Annotated in this window: 15 protein-coding genes; 2 read left to right on the top strand and 13 right to left on the bottom strand. The window is 59.9% G+C overall.

Going from position 1 to position 21,888, the window contains the following annotated elements; translation table 11 throughout:
- Positions 1 to 35: 35 nt before the first annotated feature.
- The 11 genes from AC56LK_RS05020 to AC56LK_RS04970 form a co-directional block, all read right to left on the bottom strand.
- Positions 36 to 587, bottom strand: coding sequence for an IS66 family transposase (locus AC56LK_RS05020; RefSeq protein ID WP_497183463.1), 552 nt, complete (start codon positions 585 to 587; stop codon positions 36 to 38).
- 110 nt (positions 588 to 697) lie between these two features.
- Positions 698 to 1,492 carry a polysaccharide deacetylase family protein gene (locus AC56LK_RS05015; protein WP_497183462.1) on the bottom strand — a complete coding sequence of 265 codons (795 nt, stop codon included), beginning with the start codon at positions 1,490 to 1,492 and terminating at the stop codon, positions 698 to 700.
- 32 nt (positions 1,493 to 1,524) lie between these two features.
- Entirely contained in the window at positions 1,525 to 2,655 is a 1,131-nt protein-coding gene (locus AC56LK_RS05010) for a glycosyltransferase family 4 protein (protein ID WP_497183461.1), read from the bottom strand.
- Between the two features lie 54 nt (positions 2,656 to 2,709).
- Positions 2,710 to 3,612 (bottom strand): glycosyltransferase family 2 protein, encoded by a 903-nt coding sequence (locus AC56LK_RS05005; RefSeq protein ID WP_497183460.1) that lies wholly within the window; start codon positions 3,610 to 3,612, stop codon positions 2,710 to 2,712.
- Positions 3,613 to 3,680: 68 nt separating this feature from the next.
- Complete coding sequence (locus AC56LK_RS05000; RefSeq protein WP_497183459.1) at positions 3,681 to 5,060, bottom strand: O-antigen ligase family protein; 1,380 nt, start codon at positions 5,058 to 5,060, stop codon at positions 3,681 to 3,683.
- 68 nt (positions 5,061 to 5,128) lie between these two features.
- Positions 5,129 to 6,391, bottom strand: coding sequence for a glycosyltransferase (locus AC56LK_RS04995; protein ID WP_497183458.1), 1,263 nt, complete (start codon positions 6,389 to 6,391; stop codon positions 5,129 to 5,131).
- A gap of 65 nt (positions 6,392 to 6,456) precedes the next feature.
- A complete protein-coding gene (locus AC56LK_RS04990; protein WP_497183457.1) occupies positions 6,457 to 7,662 on the bottom strand; it encodes a glycosyltransferase family 4 protein in 1,206 nt (401 codons plus the stop codon).
- A gap of 10 nt (positions 7,663 to 7,672) precedes the next feature.
- Positions 7,673 to 9,175 carry a lipopolysaccharide biosynthesis protein gene (locus AC56LK_RS04985; RefSeq protein WP_497183456.1) on the bottom strand — a complete coding sequence of 501 codons (1,503 nt, stop codon included), beginning with the start codon at positions 9,173 to 9,175 and terminating at the stop codon, positions 7,673 to 7,675.
- A gap of 79 nt (positions 9,176 to 9,254) precedes the next feature.
- Positions 9,255 to 11,483 carry a polysaccharide biosynthesis tyrosine autokinase gene (locus tag AC56LK_RS04980; RefSeq protein WP_497183455.1) on the bottom strand — a complete coding sequence of 743 codons (2,229 nt, stop codon included), beginning with the start codon at positions 11,481 to 11,483 and terminating at the stop codon, positions 9,255 to 9,257.
- Between the two features lie 70 nt (positions 11,484 to 11,553).
- Positions 11,554 to 12,510, bottom strand: a complete 957-nt coding sequence (gene fcl, locus AC56LK_RS04975; protein ID WP_497183454.1) for a GDP-L-fucose synthase — start codon at positions 12,508 to 12,510, stop codon at positions 11,554 to 11,556.
- Positions 12,511 to 13,051: 541 nt separating this feature from the next.
- On the bottom strand, positions 13,052 to 13,696 hold the full coding sequence (locus AC56LK_RS04970; RefSeq protein ID WP_497183453.1) for a phosphohydrolase: 645 nt from the start codon (positions 13,694 to 13,696) through the stop codon (positions 13,052 to 13,054).
- A 121-nt stretch (positions 13,697 to 13,817) separates the two neighbouring features.
- Between AC56LK_RS04970 and glpD the strand changes: the two genes are divergently transcribed.
- Both glpD and AC56LK_RS04960 read left to right on the top strand, forming a co-directional pair.
- Entirely contained in the window at positions 13,818 to 15,356 is a 1,539-nt protein-coding gene (gene glpD, locus AC56LK_RS04965) for a glycerol-3-phosphate dehydrogenase (RefSeq protein ID WP_497183452.1), read from the top strand.
- A 41-nt stretch (positions 15,357 to 15,397) separates the two neighbouring features.
- On the top strand, positions 15,398 to 16,012 hold the full coding sequence (locus tag AC56LK_RS04960) for a glutathione S-transferase family protein (RefSeq protein WP_497183451.1): 615 nt from the start codon (positions 15,398 to 15,400) through the stop codon (positions 16,010 to 16,012).
- A gap of 39 nt (positions 16,013 to 16,051) precedes the next feature.
- On the opposite strand, the gene AC56LK_RS04955 is transcribed toward AC56LK_RS04960, so the two are convergent.
- Positions 16,052 to 16,915, bottom strand: a complete 864-nt coding sequence (locus AC56LK_RS04955) for a CheR family methyltransferase (protein ID WP_497183450.1) — start codon at positions 16,913 to 16,915, stop codon at positions 16,052 to 16,054.
- Complete coding sequence (locus tag AC56LK_RS04950; protein ID WP_497183449.1) at positions 16,903 to 21,810, bottom strand: response regulator; 4,908 nt, start codon at positions 21,808 to 21,810, stop codon at positions 16,903 to 16,905. Before AC56LK_RS04950 ends, AC56LK_RS04955 begins: the two co-directional genes overlap by 13 nt.
- Positions 21,811 to 21,888 lie beyond the last annotated feature (78 nt).

Here is a 21,888-nt window from a genome sequence, read left to right as displayed (position 1 = left end):
TTTGTTTGTCTAACGCTTCGCGTGAAAGTGTGCGATCACGCGGCGGCGTAAGTACGTCGTCCACCAATCTCATGCAGGTCCGAGCGTAGCGGATTGTCAGCAAACATCTTCTTCCAGATCCGCGGCGTAAGCTGATACACCAGTGACGCCGGGTGCTGGCCGGCACGTCGCAGCACATCGACGAAATAGTCGTACGGATTGATGTCTTGCAGCCGGCAGGTAGCCAGCAGGCTTCGCATAATGCCGGCATGCTTGGCGCCCAGTTCGGTCCACCTGAACAGCCAGTTCTTTCTGCGCATCGGGATGACCTGTAGAGCGCGCTCGAGGCGGTTCGTGTCGATCGATACCTCCGGGTCATCCAGGTACACCGACAGGCCGACCCGGCGTTCGCGGATATACGCCAGCGCAGCAAGAAATGGGCTGCTCGGCAAGAATCCCTGCTTGTCGAACTGCTCGTGAATCCAGGTGAAGAAGCGCTCGAGCATGATTTCACGCTCCTTAGCGTCGAGCAAAGCGCTCATCTCCGGCGCGGTCAATCCCACTGCCGGACTGGCGATGTCGGAAACGGGATGTGGGTCGGAATGCATGCCAATATTATAAAATTTCCCAGGGCGAACAGGCTCACTTTGGGTGCCGGCGACAGGTATTCTGTAGCGCTTGCGAACCTGTCTCGCCTCGATCCCTTCGAGCAGCAGTTTCAGAACGTTGAAGATTTTACTGGACGCTGCGAGCCGAGCGGTGGTTGCCTGACAGGATACTGGCCCTTCGTCATTCGTGTTACCAGTTGGAAGTTGCTTAGGCGGTCTTCAAGCGGGATCCTACTTGCGACATAGGCCAAGAAGAGATCAAGCTCTCGCCAGCCATCCTGTTGATCGATTTCAGCCGAGTGTCCCCATAGATGAAAGGTGCTTGCGTTCTGGCAAGAATAATCAAACAGCCTGAAAATTCGCTCGATCCAACTGTTCGCCTGCAAAGCCAACAGGAGCCCTTGGTAACGTTCACCCCAACGTCCGCTCTTAAGAAAGTTTCTTAAATAGACTGCCTTTGAATGCGGATAAAACTGGATAGTAGTGGGGAGCTGGAATCGGCAGTGGCCGGGATCAAAGCAGAAATTGACGGTTGTCCTCGCGTATGCGAACCCGGCCGCCTCCACCAATGCGGTATGAGCAGGTCTGAGCTTGCCGCCAGGATAGCAAAAGCCTTCTACGGATCGTCCAATAAGGTTTTCCAGTGCAATTTTTCCGGAAGTTACCTGATGAGCAGCTTCGGCATCTGTAAGCCTGCTGAGATAGCAATGATCGTAGGTGTGCGAGCCGATCTCGAATCGCTGTCCTATTTCCCGCATCGCACTGGGGCTTGCTACCGGTGGACCTTCACGATTACGAATCGGTATAAAAAAGGTAGCGTTCAGATCATGTTTGCTCAACAGTTCTGCCATTTTCATGTCTGACGGATGGCCATCATCGATGGAGCATGTAAATACAGTTTTCATATTCAGCCTCGCAACTACATCACGTGTTTAATTTACCCTTTCTTTACTGCCGGTCCGACCTTACGCCGTTTTGCTAGCGCCGCAGCATGGCGACACGCTGCCAGGATGCCCTCAGCCGCCTTCTCCGACGTAAAGTCATTTGCCAGAGCGCGGCTTCGACTTGAGTAGGATTGATAAATTGCAGGCTCCGTCAGCAGCTCGACTGCACGGTCGGCCCACAGGTCGACGTTGAGTTCGCAGACATAGCCGTTCTGTCCATCCAGTACCAATTCTCCGGCAGCGCCAGCATACGGCGATATCAGGACTGGCAGCCCGGCCGCGCAGGCCTCGTTCGCTACCACGCCCCAGGGGTCCCAGGCTGTCGGAAACAGGAAAACGCGAGCCGATCGATATAGCGCCGGCAGTTCGTCCTGAGTCGCCGCCCCGTAGAAATCGGCTTCGACAGAATTGCGAGACAGTGCTGCGCTCTTCTGCACCTCAGCTTCCTTGCTACCCGTGCCGACAAACACTATTTTCGTCTTTCTACCAAGCTTCGCGGCTACGGCTCTGGCAACATCCAAAGCAAAATGCGGGTTTTTCACCGGCTCGACTCTTCCACAAAAGATGAAATCGAAATTGCCATGCGCGCCCGTCTCCGTCCCTGCGAACTTCATGTTTTCCACACATAGTCCGGCCCGGTAACAGCGGCCACCCTCGATGCCATAGCTGGCAAACAGCTTCTGTCCTCCGAGACTTGAGCAAACAAATGCTGACGAGCCGGAAAAGACGACGCGCCTCACCGCGCGGTGCAGGAAATTGAGGATTTTTTCGGAATCGTAGGTGCCATCGGTCATGGCGATATGCGGTATTTTCATGAGCTTCGTATAGGCAAACGCGTAGAGATGGGTAGGGTTGAAGCCGGTGGTAATGATCATTTCTGGTCGCAGTTTTCGTAATGTCTTGACCACATCAATATTATTATGAATATACCGGTCGTTTATCTTCAGCATGCGCTCGCGCAGGAAGGTATAGCAGAATTCGATGGACGGCAGGTTCCACCCGCGATTAGGCTCACGCTTACAGCAGAAAACAACGTGCAGGCTGATTCCCGCCTGTGCTGCCAACTCGTTGAGGGCAGGTATTCGATACGGAGCCGGACCGTTTGTGACTAGAACGACCTTCATGGTCACCACCTTATGGTTCTGCGCCTGCCAGGATCGAGGATTTCACTTCGTGGCTCAGTTCCTGTAAGTCCCGAGCCAGCGTGATGTCATAACGACTTTGGCATATGGCCAGATCCAGAATATCGGCCAGAGAAGGCCGGTATGGCGCCGACAGAGCACGAGCCACGGTCGCCACGGCAGCCCCTTCGGACCCATGATTTTTTTCAGGCGTGAGCTCAGGGGCAACATGCGGTCGGAGAAACCTTCGGCTCCCACGCTATCATTCTCGCAGCGACCGGCGAAGCGCGGCATTACCCACATTGGTACACCGGCGCGTTTTGCACGGAAGCCATAATCGGTATCGCCAATCGCATGGACGAAATCGACGTCCAGATTACCGAGTTGAGTCGCCGCCTGTCGCGAAATCAGGACGCAGTTGCCATTGAACGTATCACAGGACTGGATCTCGTCATTTGGTTCGACCGTCGTCAGCCGCAATGGCCGCAAACGGCTTCTCTGCAGTTCGCCACCATAACTGGTCCGCCCATGTTGGTCGTGCGTCGAACCTATCACGATGCCCGGTCTCCCACACCGATTCATACAGGAGGAATGGGTATCGAGCATTCTCTGCAATGTATCGGGATATAAAAATGTGTCGTCGTTCAGCCATAAAAAGAAGTCGTAAGATCCTTTGAAGGCTTCAGCCCAAGCCAGCCGCATCCCGCCGTTCCAGTACAGGGAGCCATCGCCTCTCAATATCCGCACTTCCGGATAATTGCGTAAAATGGCTTCGCTCGTGCCGTCTTCGCTTGCATCATCGGTAATGAAGAAGTCGAGGGTGACGGTTTCAAGACCCGACTGTGCCAGGATACACGCGATGGATTGGAGCGTTTTCTGTTTACGATTGAAACATGAAATGATTACCGCAATGCTGCATGTGCAAGGAATACTCGTCTCGCCAGTTGTTTGCGTGTTCATCTCCGCGATTCCTTTCGTGTTTCGGTGCTGCGAGGGAGAACTTGCGACCGATAGTGTCAACTGCAGGTTTACTGATCCAGTGATCTTGAGGCATATGGCGCAGGCAGTCTCCAGGGCGCAAACTGTGCAACTGCCGGCCGCAATGAGATCGATAAATTCCTGCTTCTTTCGTACCGAAAATAACTTAGTGCAATCCCAAGCAGAATGCCGCTTTCATAAGCTGCCCAATATGGGATGCAATAGGCAAGTAGGGCGGACATGAAAGAAAGAATGAAAAGCGCGCTAGGCTTCGCGTTTCCCTTCGCATGCATCAATGCGGTCTTCCACACGGTCCAGAAAATTGCCAGCGTCGCCAATAAGCCGATCACTCCACCTCTATACAAAACGTGAATGAAGTGATTATGGGGGACCATGTCATTCATCGTTCCATCCGGGTTCTCGAAGGGGTTGAAGCCGCTGCCATAAGGTTTTCCGATCGAATAGGTGACCGGATCTTTCGAGTCTACCCACTTATTCAACAGATCCTGCCAATTCGTCAGCCTTCCCGCCATGGTTCCCTCGGACAGGCTCATTGCACGATCTGCGGATCCCTTGATCGAAGCTAGGACGCTGTTCTCTTGTGTTGGGAGGCCCAGCATGACCAGCAAGGGAATCGCCAACAGGACGGTGGCTGCCATTGTGCGCGCCGGGCTTGTTCGCGCGGGCCTTACCCACAGCAAGCAGCACAGGCCGACGAATGTGCCGACCCAAACCGAGCGATGTTGCAGAACTGCTATTGTCAGCAGCAGTACTGGCAAGAGCAAACGCACAGGCAGCGGTAAGCGCCCCTGCAATATGCGGAACAGAAGCCCCAGCGCCCCGATAGCGATTACCATCGTAGCGCCGGCGCCTAGCACCCGGAAACGCACCCCAGTTGTGTCTAAACTCATGATTTGCTGTTCATAGGAAGGATCGAGCCCGGAGCGAATCCAATGGTAGTACGCGAGTAAGGACAGGCATACCGCGCATACGATCCACATGTTGATTACTCGGGTGATCATTCCCTCCGTACATGTCGTTGAGCAGAAGTACACAACGGTAATCCAGAGGTAAAAATGTTCTCGCGCATCGACACCGGCGCCGGGGCCAAAAGAAGAAATTCCCCACACTGCGAGCCCAAGCTGTACCGCGCCCAAGACCCACCATGAAGCCGGGACGAGCGTGGTACGGGAAAACAACAGGAACCGGATGATGCAAGCACTCCCTAATAATATGAAAAAGATATCTTTAGGATAGAGCGTTATGCCGAGCTCGAAGGAGAGGGGGATCCTCGATGCGTCTAGAAGAACGAGGAAGAACATGAGCATTGCAGCGTGGACGGGCCTGGACGCGAGCCATCCCGACAGGCAGACGAGCACGATGAATGCGGTGACTGTCAGCACTCCGGCGAAAAGAAGGTCATATGGCACGGGGCATCCTCATTCCTGGTAACCCAACCCGACATGGAAAGGGCAAAACTGATCCAATACGGGGGCGCTTATGGGCCGGCTTTGTATGCTTCTATAACTGACGCGTAAACGTCGAGGTAAGCTGGCACGACTGCCTCGGCGGACCAGAGGCGCAGCGCCCGGTCTCGGGCCGCCTTGCCCATTCGTTGGCGCAAGGACCTGTCGCTTAGAATCCACCGAACGCCATGCGCAAGATCTGCTGGATCGAAAGGGCGCGCGAGATAGCCGGTCACCCCATGCTCGACAACATCCGGAAGGCCGGTACAGTCGAACGCAACGACCGGGCAGCCGCAGGCGTGCGCTTCGGTACCTGACTGCGGCAGATTTTCCAGTCTCGATGGGCTGACCATGACGTCAGCCGCGCTGTAGAGCAGGGCGAGGGTAGTATCATCATGCACGTGCCCCATCCATCGCACCGGAAACGGAACAGGTGATGCCTGTTTTGGCTCACCCTGCCCGAACACAACGCACAGGAGTTGAGTCGCGTCAGCTTTCAGGCATTTCAGCGCTTCCAGCAAGAGGTCGTAGCCTTTGTTCGCGTCCCGTGTTCCACCAAGCGCTCCAAACAATACAATTTGTTTCTCGAGCGGCAAGTTCAGCGCATAACGGCTGTGCTCGCGATCAAGTGGCTTGAACACGTCTGTTTGCAAGACATTGGGTATAACCGTCACTGGCCAGTTGTTCATGAGCGAACTAGTTCTAACGCAATCAGCGAGCCAGCGGCTGGGGGCAATGACGTGGATGGGAGTTCTCCAGGCTCGCCGTTTTCGATTCCATGTATAGCGATCCAGGTCTAATCCCGAAGAACCAGGGGGGCGGTTATGTGAAAAATATCCCATCCGCCATCGCGCATTTGGTCCGCAATCGGTAAAATGTTCCGCCCCACACAATGCCCACATGTCGTGAAAGGTCCAGACCAGGGGCTTCCGAATTTTCCCCAGGTCCTCAATTGACAGCGCCTCCCCACCCACCCAATGGAGGTTGACCAGCTCTACAGCGCTTTTATTGATCCTGGCTGCCATGTTCGACGGCAGAAAATTCATCGAATGAATACACTCGTCTGCACTTCTTTGCAGCGTTACGAGTCTTCCTCCAATCTTGGGCCGGAGGTAGCCGCTCGCTTTCTCGAAAACGTTCGCCGGTCCACGAATTCCCCAGTCGTCGGTCCTTTTCTCCATGACCGTCATACGGGCTCCGGTAACCGAGGAACGCAGCGCTCGGTACAAGCGATATGCCGCGCGGCTTGCTCCACCAACCGTGTCGGACGAGCTGAGAATTTCAATATTCTTCATCTGCGTTCTTTCGTCAGTTCGCCAGCCGCTCCGCATCCGGCACGATCAGCGACGCTCCGGTTCTTTTAAAAAGCCTGTTGCTCCAAGGGTGTTGGAAAGCGGGCAGCTTGTGGAGCTCGTGAATCCATGAGCGCGGCGAGCCAGCGCCTCGCAAGCATGTTGCTGCAGAATTTGCTCCGGTAACGGGACAGTGCGGCGCTGGAGAATTTCCTGTAGATGTCGGCGTCACTGAGTACCTCGATCAACAATGCCGCGGCAGCGTCGACATTGTCGAGCGGCCAGTAGTAGCCTTCCACTGCATTGTCGAATACTTCAGTGATGCCCCCGACTGCGGGCGCGAGGATGGGGCGCCCCGCCGCCAACGCCTCGATCAGCGAAATAGGCAAGTTTTCCATCAGAGCCGAGTGCACCAGAACGCGATGGTGCGGGATCATCCTGGCGGCGTTTTTTTGAAAACCTGCAAAGTTGACCTGTGCCACTATATCCAGCTCTTCGGCCAGATCGACCAGGCGTGCCTGTTCCGGCCCGTTTCCGACGATCGTGAGGGAGTAGCAAAAACCAAGTTGCCCGGCGCGCGCGAGCACCTTGAGGAGGAAAGCATGGTTCTTGCGGGGCTCGAGTGTACCGATTGCGATCAGGTCCCCGGCAATGGCCGGATCAAGCTCGGTACGGGGCTGCTCGCCAATGAAATTCGGGATCACGGTATGCGGGACCTCTGCTACCCTTGGAATACGTTGTAACACCACGCGGCGCATGTAGTCCGAGACAAAGATGACCTGGTCGACATAGGGCAGTGTGGACTCTTCGGTGCGTGCAGCGAGGCGCCAAAGCGGCCCGTGCATGGTCGTCTCACCTTTTACCAACAGCTCGTCCGCTACCGAGACGTTGAAATGAATGACGGTTACTACTCGACAGTGATGCCGCGTTTTCATTTTCAGCGCAATCTTTGCGCTCAACGGATCCTGCGCGTAGAGAGTCACGGCGAAACCCCGGCCGGCGCTGCTCGACAGCGTCTCCATCAACTTTCTTTCGATAACTAGCCCAGCAACGTAGGTCGAAAAGATTTGCGCCTGTTCCCGGCTCACCCCGGCGAGAAGCCGTCTTGCCACGTAGGCAAATTTGGTCCAGGTGCGATTCGATGGAAACGGCGAAATCAGGCGCGCTTCGATGCCATGGGCGCCGGCCTGTTCAATCACCTGATTTAGGTGTGCTTCCACGCCCGTTGGCCCCTTGCCATCCAGCAGGCTGACAATGAGTAGAATGTTGTTCAAGATGGCGACCTCATACGTGAATGAACTTCCGTAAAGGCAAGGACAGGTTCTCGATCTTGACCAGGTTGGGCAGGTTCCTTCTCACGAAGACCGCACCGAAGCGCTTGGCCAGTACGAGTGAGACAGAAGCGCAAGTCAGCGCCACCGTCACTAACCTGGGGGTCGGGGGGAGAAACAGGAAGCATTGCTCCGCAAGCGAGCCAAAGGCTGCGATCAGCACGCCGAAGCATGTGGGAAAGCCGAGACTACGTCCGTAATCGGCGATGGATGCTCCGGTGAAGCGCAAGGTAGCAAGGGAAAGCAGCACCCATCGCACCAGGTAGGTTGCAAGGACAGCCCAGGCTGTAGCGGTCATCGAATACTGGATTGCCACGAGCAGCAGTGGAATGAACACGAGAATGGTGTACATCTGGTTGCGTATCTCGACACCGACCCTGTCGCCGGCCATCAATATCGGTCCCTTGATCGCGAGAAGGACATTCACCAAAACGGCTAACGCCAGCGGTGTGACAAGGGGTACCGACGCTTCCCACTCCGAACCATAGATCCCAAGAATGAGCGTTCTTGGAATGACCGCGGCTGTGGCGAAGAGCGGCACGCATACCAGTGCCACGACCGCGCTGGTCTCAAGATAGATGCCTCGTAAGCGCCCGAAGTCGTGCTGCTCGCGCGAACAGGCCGCGAAGAGGACTCCCTGGAATCCAGTGGCAATGATGCTCATCGGTGTATTCAGAAGGTTCAGAGCGCGGTTGTACAAACCAAGGTTCGATACGCCGAAGGCGCGGCCGACAAAGACGGTATCGAGGTTGCTGATTGCCCAACTGCTCAGATTGGCCACCACGACCTTGCCACCGAATTTGACAATGTCGGGCGTTTTGCAGCGGAATGATGGCGTCAGCGGTATCGGTGCGCTCCGCAGCAGCAGCACGGTATTCAGCAGCGACTGTGTCAGTTGAGCCGCAACCAGACTCCATTCGCCATGGCCGAGGAAGGCGGCTGGCACGCCGACGACCAGGTAACCCATCAGATAGGAGGCAATGCCGATCTGTTGCACGGTCTTGAAATTCAGGGTTCTTCGCAACAAGGCAGCCGAGATCTGCCCCGGACAGTCGACCAGAAATAGAAGGAACAGAACCTGGAGCACCGGCGCAGCCAGTGGCTTGTGGAAGTAGGAGCTAATAGCGTGTGCAGAGAATACCCCTGCGCCCGTCAGCAGGACTGCGAAGCTCATTTGGCAAGTGCAGATGAACCGCAGTTCCTGCGTCGACAAGGTGCTTCGCTGTACCAGTGCTGCTCCGAATCCGAGATCGGCAAACAGCCTGCCCAGCCCCATGATCATCCATGCCAACGCCACGACACCGAAGGGTTCCGGACCAAGCAGGCGGGCCAGAAGGACGCCGATCATGAACTGCGATAATCCTCGTGTCAGGTTACCGAGATAGTTCCATTTCAGGGCGCTCAAGCCGGACATGAGGCCTTTCACTGGTCCCTCTTCGGCTGTATCGTTGTTCATTGCTGGCCCACGTTCGCGTACCAAGTCGGTGTGCACAAGGACATCCCGTCCTGTCTTGCTATGGAATTCGCCTCCTCACTCAGGGATGCCATGCGAGGCGCCTCGGGGCAATATATTTGTCCTGATAATCGAACGCCTGGTGTCGAAGCTTGGCATCGTTGAGCAGGATTCCTTCCGGCGAAATTCCCGCCTGGTTCAGGCATCTGACCGATTCACTGAGCTCTTCCTCGGTTGTCATTCCGGCCCTCGCCACGAGGTAGACAGCGCCGCAATGGGCGCCAATGATGGCTGCGTCGGCAGCGGCCAGGATCGGCGGGGCATCGATCAGCACCAGTTCATAGCCCTCACTGATGGTCTGCAACCAGCGGTCGAAATCGCGGTGCATGAGAAATTCGTTCCGGTCTGCCGTCCACGTGCCGGTCGGGACGAAATCGAGATTTTCCAGTACGCGATAACGTATGCTTCTATCGGTATCGATCGCACCTGTGACCGTTTCGTATAGCCCATTTTCCTGTTCAGTATTGAAGTAGCGGTGCAGATGTCCGTTGCGTACGTCCATGTCGATCAGGAGTACTCTCTTGCCACCAGCGGCAACGACCGCAGCTGTGTTAGCCGCGATGAAGGACTTGCCCAGGTGTGAGGTTGCTCCCGTAATCATGACGATATTGTTTCGAAAGTTCGGCATTGCGAACTGCAGCGATGTTCGAAAGCTGCGCAGGGCTTCGATGGCCGGATCGGCAGGTGCGAGCTTTGCCAGCAGAGGTATGCTGTTCCAGCCTTCGTATGATCGCTTGGCCAGCCGCTTTTGCTGGCGACTGTGCGGGATGTTGGCAAGCACGACCTTGGCACCCAGCGAGTGCTCGATTCTCTTGGCATTTTCGATCCCACCCGACATGGCTCGACGAACGAAAGCAGAAGCCGTCCCGAGAAGCAAGCCGGCCATGACCGCCCCAGAAATAATGACAGGGCGGTTTGGCCCGACCGGCTGCTCTGGAATCGTTGGACTGTCGACGAGCCGGACATTGCTCACAGGGTTGACGGTAGCCAACCGCAATTGTTGGGTCGTATTCAGCAAGGCCGTGTAAAGATCGGTATCGACCTTCACTTCGCGTGCCAGCCGCAGCTCATCTTGTTCGAGCAGAGGAAGCTTGCCCACGTCCTGCGCCACGCTGCTCAGCTCGAGATTGATATCTGCCAATTGCCTGTTGAGGCCAACAACGCTCGGGTGTTGTTCACCCAGGCGTGTCAGCAGCTCGTTCCTTTTTTGCAGCAGGTCGAATCGCTCGGCTTTTGCGGTGGCCGCCTGCTGCAGGCTGATTTTCGCCTCCTCGTCGAGGCTGACTGCACCGTGGCGATGGCGAAACTGGTTGTACTCTGCCTCCGAGCGTTCCAGCTTGCGTTTTAACAGAGGCAGTTGCTTGTCCAGGAATGCGAGGGACTTTCCGGTGTTTTCAATATTGTGGGCGACGTTCTGGCGCAAGTATTCCTGTCCAATTTCAGCGAGTATGTTGCGCACGCGCTCGGGATGGTCTCCTGTGAGCGTTACCTGCATGATCCCCGATTGTTTTCCGATCTCTGCAACTGCCAAGGCTTTTTGCAGTTCGGCAGTAACCGATTGTTTGGACGAGCGACTCAACAGGAACTGCCCTCCCGGCCTGCTAGTGAGACTCTCGACGCGCAACTCGATGTCACCGGCTTGCGTGCGTGCGACCAAGGTCTGTCCAACGCGTCCGGTCCAGGCATTCCGGAACTCGTCCTCGATGCGATAACGGTTGTGGCCCAATGCCGTGATGACGAATCCATGTCCCAGGAGCTGTTCCGGAACGTTAAAAACAGGCACGTCGATTTTTTCCGAACCCCAGACATAACCTCCCCGGCCAAATATTCCTGGCTGGGACAGGCCATCGCGCGCCGCACCTGCGTTCGCGAGATGAATAAACGGAAAACGTTTCGGCTCGGCCACGATATCGAGACGCAGTTTGTCGACCACTGGGGAAATGACCTTGCGTGACTTCAGTAATTCAATCTCGGCCATCATCGTTTTTTTCGTCTCGTACATCGAAGTTGCTTCGCTCAAAGCATTTTTTGCCGCTGTAGAACTCGGCTCCTCGATATGAATCATTAAATTTGCTTCATACATGGATTTGATACTGGACGCATACAGCACACCGGCCGCGCCGATCAAAGCGCCTAATGCCACGATCAACCAACAGTGATCCAACAGGACCCCGAAGTAGGTTTTCAGCTCCTCGGAATTTTCTTCTTGCACCATCCGCTGATTGATATCTTTGCTCTGTTTGCTCATCATGATGGTAATCCGGTAGGGTCTTGCGGGATTGCGGTATCGGTTCGGTGTCCGCGGCTCGCGCTGCCACGTACTATTGCGTATTCAGAAACGAGAGATAGGCGAGCTGCAGGCCGTTTTCCAGAGGCATCCGGGCCGACCAGCCCAGCGATCGGAGCTTCGACACGTCGAGGAGTTTTCGTGGTGTGCCGTCGGGCTTTGAGGTGTCGAAAGCGATGCCTCCTTCATACCCTACAGTTTTGCTGACTAGTTTGGCCAGGCAGCCGATCGTGATGTCTTCCCCGGTGCCGACGTTAATGTGTGATTGCATCGGAGCGGTATGTGCGGAGTAGGTATGCTTGTCGAGCCGCATGATATGCATGCTCGCACTGGCCATGTCGTCGACATAGAGGAATTCACGCATGGGCTTGCCGCTGCCCCAGATAGTGACCTCTTCCGCGCGCGCAAGCTTTGCCTCATGGAAGCGCCGTATCAGTCCCGGTATCACATGGCTGTTTTGAGGGTGAAAATTGTCCCCAGGTCCATATAAGTTCGTCGGCATGACGCTTCGATAATCGGTTCCATATTGACGGTTATAACTTTCGCAAAGTTTGATCCCTGCGATTTTCGCCATTGCGTAGGGCTCGTTGGTCGGCTCGAGAGTCCCATTCATTAAATAATCCTCTCGAATCGGTTGCTCGGCCATCCTTGGATAAATGCAGGAAGAGCCGAGAAACAATAGTTTCTTGACCCCGCAACGCCATGCCTCATGCACGACATTTGATTGGACCATCAGATTGTCGTATATAAAATCCGCAGGATAGCTGTTATTGGCATGAATTCCGCCGACCCGCGCAGCCGCGAGATAGACTTCATCGATTTCTTCCGAGGCGAAGAAATCGCGAACGTCGGCCTGATTGGTCAGTTCAAGTTCAGCATGGTCGCGCGTGACGACGTTTTCGTGCCCGTCAGCCCGGAGGGCACGGAGGATGGCCGAGCCGACCAGTCCCCGGTGGCCGGCAACGAAAATTCGAGCTTGGAGACTGTTCATGTTTACTCCGTGAATCTTTGTGTCCTGCTGGCGGGACGCGGGCATCCGGCGCATTGTGCCGAAGGCGGTTCAGGGTCTCTGTCTCCTGTATTGGACCCCTAAGCTTATTTAGGGCCGGTCCCGGTGTGCCGCTGAGAAACCTTGCTGTCGCGTCGGCGTAATCCATTGGCCATCTAAGTTTATCGAGAACGTTCCGGAAGTTGATAATAATCAATCTTGTGTCCCTGCATTTTAAATATAGTTCGCAGAGATCTTGATAGTACTAATATGGAGGAGTGTCCCTGTGGACCGAAGGTTCTTAAATAAGTTCCTAAGCTTATGTTCGTTTGAATAAAGTCGGGTCGATTTGATCTAGATCAGTTATAACTATTTTGATCGAAAATGGATTCTTAGTAAAAGATTCTCTCAGGAACGTATTCACTCCATCGAATTGCCGGTTAGGCTGAGCGATATACCATACGATTCATTTGAGACTTCAAAAGAGGAAGCTCAGGAGGCATTCGCCACCAGCAACGCGCTGGCGGCGCTGACGGGTGAAGTTCTAGCGACGCGCCGTGCCGGTAGCCGCCTTCAGGCGGTCGAGTTCGGCCAGGAAGCGCTCGGCCGCCACGGCTGGCGGCCAAGGCTCCCAGGGCGCGCAGCCGTAGTGGGCCGCCAGCGGGTCGTGCTCCAGGACATCTGCCCGGATCTTGAGCGTGCGCCTCACTTCGTCGCGGGTCCAGCCGGTGACATGCACTGCCTCGGTAGCGGCGGCCAGCCGGTCGGCCTGCTTGTGTAGCTTGTGCTCGCGCTCGGTCCAGGCGGGCAGGCCATAGCGCAGGAACACCACCTGTTCCAGGCGCTGGGTCAGGGCGCGGAAGCCTTCGCCCAGGAAGGGTTTGATGACCGAGACCGCGTCGAAGCCGAGCAGGCCTTCCTCGGCATCGTGCAGCAACTCGCGCAGTTCCTGCAGCGCGCTCGGCCGAGGTGCCAGCGCACGCCGCAGCAGCATCACGGCGATCGAGTGCTGGGCCACCGACAGCGGCAGCGGCCAGGCCGAATGACCGCCCCAGCGGTAGGTGCGGGCCAGGCCGAGCGCCAGGTCGGCGTCGTCCCAGTCGAAGGGGGTCGGGTTGAGCAGGTCCAGCCGTTTTCCCGAAGGCATGCGGACCCAGGCGCGCACGTCGGCGCTGGAAGAGTTGTGCATGTGCCGATTTTACACACGGGCAGGAGCATTCTCCGCATAATTGATGCATGCAAAGATGCGGCGCCGCCGAGTCCTTACACTGGACCGGTTGGGCGGACCGGGCCCGCGGACAGGAGGCGACATGAAAGATGACACGCAGCTGGAATGTGATGTGCTGGTGGTCGGCGGCGGCATCAACGGCGCCGGCATCGCGCGCGACGCGGCCGGGCGCGGCCTGCGCGTGGTCCTGTGCGACAAGGACGATCTCGGGAGCCACACCTCGTCCGCGTCCAGCAAGCTGATTCACGGCGGCCTGCGCTACCTCGAGCACCGCGAATTCGGCCTGGTGCGCAAGGCGCTGGCCGAGCGCGAGCGGCTGCTGTGCAGCGCGCCGCACATCATGCATGCGCTGCGTTTCGTGATGCCGCACGACGCCACGCAGCGGCCCGCCTGGCTGATCCGCGCCGGCCTGTTCCTTTACGACCGCCTGGCGCCGCGCGCCTTCCTGCCCCCGTCGAGAGCGGTGGCGCTGGCCGGACACCGTGCCGGCGGCCCGCTCCAGCCGGCCTTCACGCGCGCTTTCGAGTACTCCGACGGCTGGGTCGACGATGCCCGGCTGGTGCTGCTCAATGCCCTCGACGCCCACGAGCGCGGCGCGCTGGTGCTCACCCACACGCGCTGCAGCGCCTTCGAGCGCCACCCCGGCCACTGGATGGCGACGCTGGCAAGGGGCGATCAGCGGCAGCGCGTGAAAGCGCGCTGCCTGGTGAATGCCGCCGGTCCGTGGGCGGCGCAGGTGGCCCAGGCCGCCACCGGCAAGGCCCCCGCGCGCCGCCTGCGCCTGGTGAAGGGCAGCCACATCGTGGTGCCGCGCCTGTTCGATCACGACTACGCCTACCTGTTCCAGCACCCGGACGGCCGCATCGTGTTCGCGATGCCCTACGAAGGCGCTTTCACCCTGATCGGCACCACCGACGTCGACTTCCGGGGCGACCCGGACCAGGTCGCGATCGCGGCCAACGAAACCGCCTACCTGTGCGAACTGGCCAACCGCTACTTCCGGCGCCAGCTCGCGCCCGCGGACGTGGTGTGGAGCTATTCGGGCGTGCGTCCCCTGATCGAGGACGAGGCGGCCAGCGCCAGCGCCGCCACGCGTGACTACCTGCTCGGCCACGACCTGGCCGGCGCGCCGCTGCTGTCGGTCTTCGGCGGCAAGATCACCACCTACCGGCGGCTGGCCGAAGAAGCGGCGGACTGGATCGGCGGCGCACTCGGCCGCCCGCATGCGGCATGGACCGCGAGCGCCGTGCTGCCGGGCGGCGACCTGTTCGGCGGCACGCCGGACAGCCGCGGCGTGCTCGAATTCGAGCGCTGGGTGGCCGCGCTCGAACGCCGCCACCCCTGGCTGCCGCAGGCCCTGGCGCAGCGCTGGGCACGCACCTACGGCACCCGGGTCGAGACCCTGCTGGCGGGCGCCGCCTGCATGGCCGGCCTGGGCGAGGAAGTGGCGCCCGGCCTCTACGCCGCCGAACTGCGCTACCTGATGCGGCACGAATGGGCCAGCTGCGCCGACGACGTATTGTGGCGCCGCACCAAGCTCGGGCTGCACCTGCCGCCGGGCTGCGCCGATGTGGTGGATACCTGGATGGCGCCCGCGGCTGCCATGAACGAACCAGCCTGAGCGCGCTATCATGGGCGTCCTGCCCACTGACGAAAGCTTTCATGCGCCTGTACACCAGCCCCCGTGCGCCGAATCCGCGGCGCGTCACCATGTTCATGGCGGCGAAAGGCATCGCCGGCATCGAGCTGGTCGACATCGACCTGAACGCGGGCGCCCACCGCGCGGCGGAGTTCACCGCCCTGAATCCTCTGGCGCGGGTGCCGGTGCTGGTGCTCGACGACGGCCGCGCGCTGAGCGAGACGCGGGCGATCTGCACCTACCTCGAGGGCTTGTATCCAGAGCCGAACCTGATGGGGCGCGACGCCACCGAGCGCGCCTTCATCGAGATGGCCGACCGCCGCATGGAGCTGCACCTGATGCTGGAAACCGCCTTGTGTGTGCGCCACACCCATCCGGGGCTGGCGGTGCTGGAACAGCCGCAGTTCCCGGACTTTGGCGCGGCGCAAGGGGACAAGATGCGCGCGACGGCGCACTGGCTGGACGGCGAGCTGGCAAGGCGGCCCTACGTGGCGGGGGAACGGTTCACGATTGCCGACATCACGGCCTTCTGCACGCTGGAGTTTGCACGGGGACTGCTGAAATTCAGGCCGGGGCAGGAGGGGATGCCCCACCTGCAGGCTTGGCGCGACCGCATCGCGGCCGAATTCCAGGGATAGGGCAGGCGTAAAAAAGGCCGGCATGCAGCCTGCCCCTGATCAGCGTACCCGCTTGTACCACCCGCCGCCATCGAACAGCGGCTGGTAATCGCCGACCGCCGCGTCGGTGGGACCGAGCTCGCGGTCCAGCCCCAGCACCCCGAACAGCGACAGGCTGTCGCGGAACAGGCGCAGCACGCGCTGGCGCAGCACCGGACCGAAGTCGGGCAGGGCGCGGCGGCAGATAATGCTGTGGAATTCCTGGAAGGACGCGTCCGTCACCAGGCTGTACTGGGCCCAGGTGATGCGCTCGCGCAGGCGCGGCAGCAGGCGCGCTTCGCCGTTCGCGACCTCGAAGTAGTCGGCCAGCCTGCCGCTGCCGCCGCTGGCCTCGTACTGCGCCTGCGACTGGGCCAGCTGGGCCACCGGCAGCGAGGCATTGCGCGCCTCGAGCAGCAGTTCGTCGCTGGCCAGCGTGGCGAACACCTCGGTGCGGCCATACAGCTTTTCCTCGGCCAACAGGATCGCCAGCGTCCAGGCCTCGGCCACGCCGGCCGGCTCGGCCAGCCATACCTTGGGCAGGGCGGTCGGGCGCAGGGTGTCGCCGAGCGCGGTGCGCAGGCGGCGCGTATCCTCGGGCAGGTCGAACAGCAGCGCCGGCGCGACCGCCAGCGCCCGCACCACGTCCTGGGCGACGCCGCCTTCGTGCAGCACCCGCTCCTGCAGGCTCGAGATGGTCGCCAGCCCGCGCGCGCGGAGCAGGGCAAGCAGCCGGTCGCGCAGCCCGGAACGGGCATAGCCACGGAAATCGAAACCGAAGCGCTGGTAGACGGCTTCCAGCAGCAGTTCGATCTCGAGGTCCTCGGTAGCCTGGGCGGCGGCAAATCCGCTCCAGGCGCTCAGCTCGCCCATCAGTGCAGCCAAACCCGCATCATCGACAGCAGCTGGGCCACATCGACCGGCTTGGTGATGTAGTCCGAGGCGCCGGCGGCGATGCACTTGTCGCGGTCACCCTTCATCGCCTTCGCGGTCAGGGTGATGATCGGCAGCGAACGGAACTTCGGAATGCGGCGGATTGCCCGCATCGTGTCGTAGCCGTCCATCTCCGGCATCATGATGTCCATCAGGACGATCTCGATGGTCGGGTCCTTTTCCAGCACTTCGATGCCGTCGCGGCCGTTCTCGGCGAACAGCACCTGCATCTGCTGGCGCTCGAGCAGGGTGGACAGCGCGAAGATGTTACGCAGGTCGTCGTCGACGATCAGCACCTTGCGTCCGGCCAAGCCGCCGTCGGCCGCGTGGATCTCTTCCAGGATGCGGCGCTGCTGCTCCGGCAGGCTGGCCTGCGAGCGGTGCAGGAACAGCGCGGTCTCGTCCAGCAGGCGTTCCGGCGAGCGGGCGTCCTTCATGACGATGGTCTTGGCATAGCGCTTGAGCTTCGTGACTTCCTTGCGCGACAGCTCCTTGGCCGTGTAGATCACGACCGGCAGGTCGCGCAGGCGTTCGTTGGCGCCGATGCGGTCCAGCAGGTCGAAGCCCGAGATGTCCGGCAGGGTCAGGTCCAGCACCATGCAGTCGAAGCGCGAGCTCTCCAGCGCCTCCATCGCCGCGGCGCCGGTGTCCACCGTCACAATGTGGATGTCGGTGTTGCCGATCAGGCCCACGATCGACTCGCGCTGGGCCATGTCGTCTTCCACCACCAGCAGCGAACGCTTGCCGCCCAACAGGAACTTCTGGATGCGCTTGAATTCTTCCTGCAGCGCCTCGCGGCTCACCGGCTTGTTGATGTACGAGATGGCGCCCTGGCGCAGCGCGCGCTCGCGCTCGCGCAGCGAGGACATCACGTGCACCGGGATGTGGCGGGTGCTCGGGTCACGCTTGAGGCGGTCGAGCACCGTGAAGCCGTCGATGTCCGGCAGGTCGATGTCGAGCAGGATCGCCGACGGCAGGTAGTCGCGCGCCAGCGACAGCGCCGAGTCGCCGCGCTGGGTGACGATGCCCTTGAAGTTCTTTTCGCGGGCGAAGTCGAGCAGCACCTTGGCGAAGCGCTCGTCGTCTTCCACGATCAGCACCGACGGGTCGCCCGGGGTCACCAGGCCGCGGTCGTCCAGCACCGACGAATACTCGACCAGCGTGCCGGTATCGGCCGCCGTGTCGACGGCCGCCACGTCGGCGGCGGCCTGCGGCACCGGCTGGTAGGACACGGTGGTCGCGGCCGACGGCGGCGGGGCCAGGCGAGCCGGCTGGGGCTGGCGCGTCTGCTCGTAGTTGATGAAGCCGGCGCGGTTGTACGGCAGGTAGAGGGTGAAGGTCGAGCCGACGTTGACGGTCGATTCGACGCGGATCTCGCCGCCCAGCAGGCGCGCCAGTTCGCGCGAGATCGACAGGCCCAGGCCGGTGCCGCCGTATTTGCGGGCGGTCGAGCCGTCGGCCTGCTGGAATGCCTCGAAGATCAGCTGCAGCTTGTCGGACGGGATACCGACGCCGGTGTCGCGCACCGAGAAGGCCAGCACCGCATCGGCGTGCACCAGGTTCGGGTGGTCGTGGGTCCAGCCGCTGTTGACCAGGCTGATGGTCAGTTCGACCTGGCCGTGGCTGGTGAACTTGAATGCGTTCGACAGCAGGTTCTTCAGGACCTGCTGCAGGCGCGTGGTGTCGGTCATCACCGCGGTCGGCAGGTTGTCCGCCAGCCCCACCTCGAAGCCGAGGTGCTTGGCTTCGGCCATGTGGCGGAAGGTGCGGTCCACGTAGTTACGCAGGTTCGAGAAGCGGTATTCCGACACGTCCAGCGTGACGGTACCGGATTCGATCTTCGACAGGTCGAGAATGTCGTTAATCAGGGTCAGCAGGTCGGAGCCGGAGCCGTGGATGGTCTTCGCGAACTCCACCTGCTTGCCCGACAGGTTGCCCTCGGGATTATCCGAGAGCTGCTGCGCCAGGATCAGGAGCGAGTTCAATGGTGTACGCAGTTCGTGCGACATATTCGCCAGGAACTCGGACTTGTACTTCGAGGACAGGGCCAGCTGGGTCGCCTTTTCTTCCAGCGCCAGCTTGGCCTGCTCCACCTCGCGGTTCTTGCGTTCCACCTCGATGTTCTGCTCGGACAGCAGGCGCGCCTTTTCCGCCAGTTCCTGGTTGGTCTGCTGCAGTTCCTGCGCCAGCGACTGCGACTGGGTCAGCAGCGACTCGGTACGGCTGTTCGCCTCGATGGTGTTCAGGACCACGCCGATCGATTCCATCAGCTGGTCGAGGAAGGACAGGTGGGTCTCGGTGAAACGGTCGAGCGAGGCGATCTCGATGACCGCCTTGACCTGCTGTTCGAACAGGATCGGCAGCACCACGATGTTGTTCGGCGGCGCCGAACCCAGGCCGGACGAGACCACGATGTAGTCGCGCGGGACGTCGGTCAGCCAGATACGGTTTTTCTCCAGCGCGCACTGGCCCACCAGGCCTTCGCCCGGCAGGAAGGAAGTCGGCAGCTTGCGGCTGGAACGGTAGCCGTAGGAGGCGATCATGCGCAGGCGCGCGTCGGTCTCCTGCGAGTCCATCATGTAGAACACGCCGTGGTGGGCCGAGACCAGCGGGGCCAGTTCCGAAAGAATCAGCTTGGTCACGGCCTGCAGGTCGCGCTGGCCCTGCAGCAGTCGGGTGAAGCGCGCCAGGTTGGTCTTCAGCCAGTCCTGCTGCGCGTTCTTCTGCGTGGTCTCCTTCAGGTTACGGATCATCTCGTTGATGTTGTCCTTCAGGTAGGACACCTCGCCGCGCGCTTCCACCTGGATGCTACGCGAGAGGTCACCACGGGTCACCGCGGTCGCCACCTCACCGATCGCGCGCATCTGGTTGGTCAGGTTCGCCGCCAGCTGGTTGACGTTCTCGGTCAAGTCCTTCCAGGTACCCGCCACACCGGACACGTTCGCCTGGCCACCGAGTTTACCTTCAGTCCCCACCTCACGGGCGACCCGGGTCACCTCGGATGCGAAGGAGGACAGCTGGTCCACCATGACGTTGATCGTATCCTTCAGTTCCAGGATCTCGCCCTTCACGTCCACGGTGATTTTCTTGGACAAGTCGCCACGCGCCACCGCGGTCGTCACCGCCGCGATGTTACGCACCTGGCCCGTCAGGTTCGACGCCATGAAGTTCACGTTGTCGGTCAAGTCCTTCCAGGTACCGCCGACGCCCGGCACGTAAGCCTGTCCACCGAGTTTACCTTCCGTCCCCACCTCACGGGCGACGCGGGTCACCTCGGATGCGAACGAGGACAGCTGGTCCACCATGACGTTAATGGTGTTCTTCAGTTCGAGAATCTCGCCTTTCACGTCCACGGTAATCTTCTTGGACAGGTCGCCGTTCGCCACCGCGGTCGTCACCTCCGCGATGTTACGCACCTGGCCGGTCAGGTTACCTGCCATGAAGTTCACGTTGTCGGTCAAGTCTTTCCACGTACCCGCAACACCCGGCACGTTTGCCTGGCCGCCCAGGCGGCCCTCGGTACCCACTTCACGCGCCACGCGGGTCACTTCCGATGCGAAGGAGTTCAGCTGGTCGACCATCACGTTGATGGTGTTCTTCAGCTCGAGAATCTCGCCCTTCACGTCCACGGTAATCTTCTTCGACAAGTCGCCGTTCGCCACCGCGGTGGTCACGTCCGCGATGTTACGCACCTGGCCGGTCAGGTTACCCGCCATCGAGTTCACCGAGTCCGTCAAGTCCTTCCAGGTACCGCCGACGCCCTTCACCTGCGCCTGGCCGCCCAGCTTGCCCTCGGTACCGACTTCGCGCGCCACGCGCGTCACTTCGGATGCGAAGGAGGACAGCTGGTCCACCATGACGTTAATCGTGTTCTTCAGTTCGAGAATCTCGCCCTTCACGTCCACGGTAATCTTCTTCGACAAGTCGCCGTTCGCCACCGCGGTCGTCACCGCCGCGATGTTACGCACCTGGCCCGTCAGGTTCGACGCCATGAAGTTCACGTTGTCGGTCAAGTCCTTCCAGGTACCGCCGACGCCCGGCACGTAAGCCTGTCCACCGAGTTTACCTTCCGTCCCCACCTCACGCGCCACACGGGTCACTTCCGATGCGAAGGAGCGCAGCTGGTCCACCATGACGTTGATGGTGTCCTTCAGCTGCAGGATCTCGCCGCGCACGTCCACGGTAATCTTTTTCGACAAGTCGCCGTTCGCCACCGCGGTCGTCACCTCCGCGATGTTACGCACCTGGGAGGTCAGGTTACCCGCCATCGAGTTCACCGAGTCGGTCAAGTCCTTCCAGGTACCCGCCACGCCCTTCACCTGCGCCTGGCCGCCCAGCTTGCCCTCGGTACCCACTTCGCGCGCCACGCGCGTCACTTCGGAAGAGAAGGAGGAGAGCTGTTCCACCATGGTGTTCGCGGTCATCGCCGCGCGCAGGTATTGCCCCTTCAGCGGGTGGCCGTCCACTTCCAGCGCCATGGTCTGCGACAGGTCGCCCTTCGCCACCGCGCCGATGACGCGCGCCATCTCGGTGGTCGGGCGCACCAGGTCGTCGATCAGGGTGTTGACCGAGCTGATGATCGTCGCCCAGCCGCCCACCACGCCCGGCAAGTCCGCGCGCTGGGTCAGGTGGCCTTCGCGGCCGACGACACGCGACACGTCGGTGACCGTCTCCACCATTTTCTGCTTGGTTTCGATGATGTCGTTCAGGGTGTCGGCAATCTTGCCGGACACGCCGGTCCAGTCCGAGGGCATGCGGACCGAGAAGTCGCCTTTCTTCAGCGCCATCAGTGTGGTCAGCAATAGCTTGACGTCCAACTGTTCGCCCATGTCGGTCATGTTGTTCATCGACTAAATCCTTGTTCGGTGAGAGTGGTGCGCCGGAGGCAAAGCCTGCGACTGTGAACTGTGAAATGCAGAGAAGAT

This window comes from Telluria sp. ZB4P36 (genome assembly GCF_059685865.1).
Note: the sequence above shows the minus strand (reverse complement) of the source record. Positions and strands in the feature narration are given on the sequence as shown.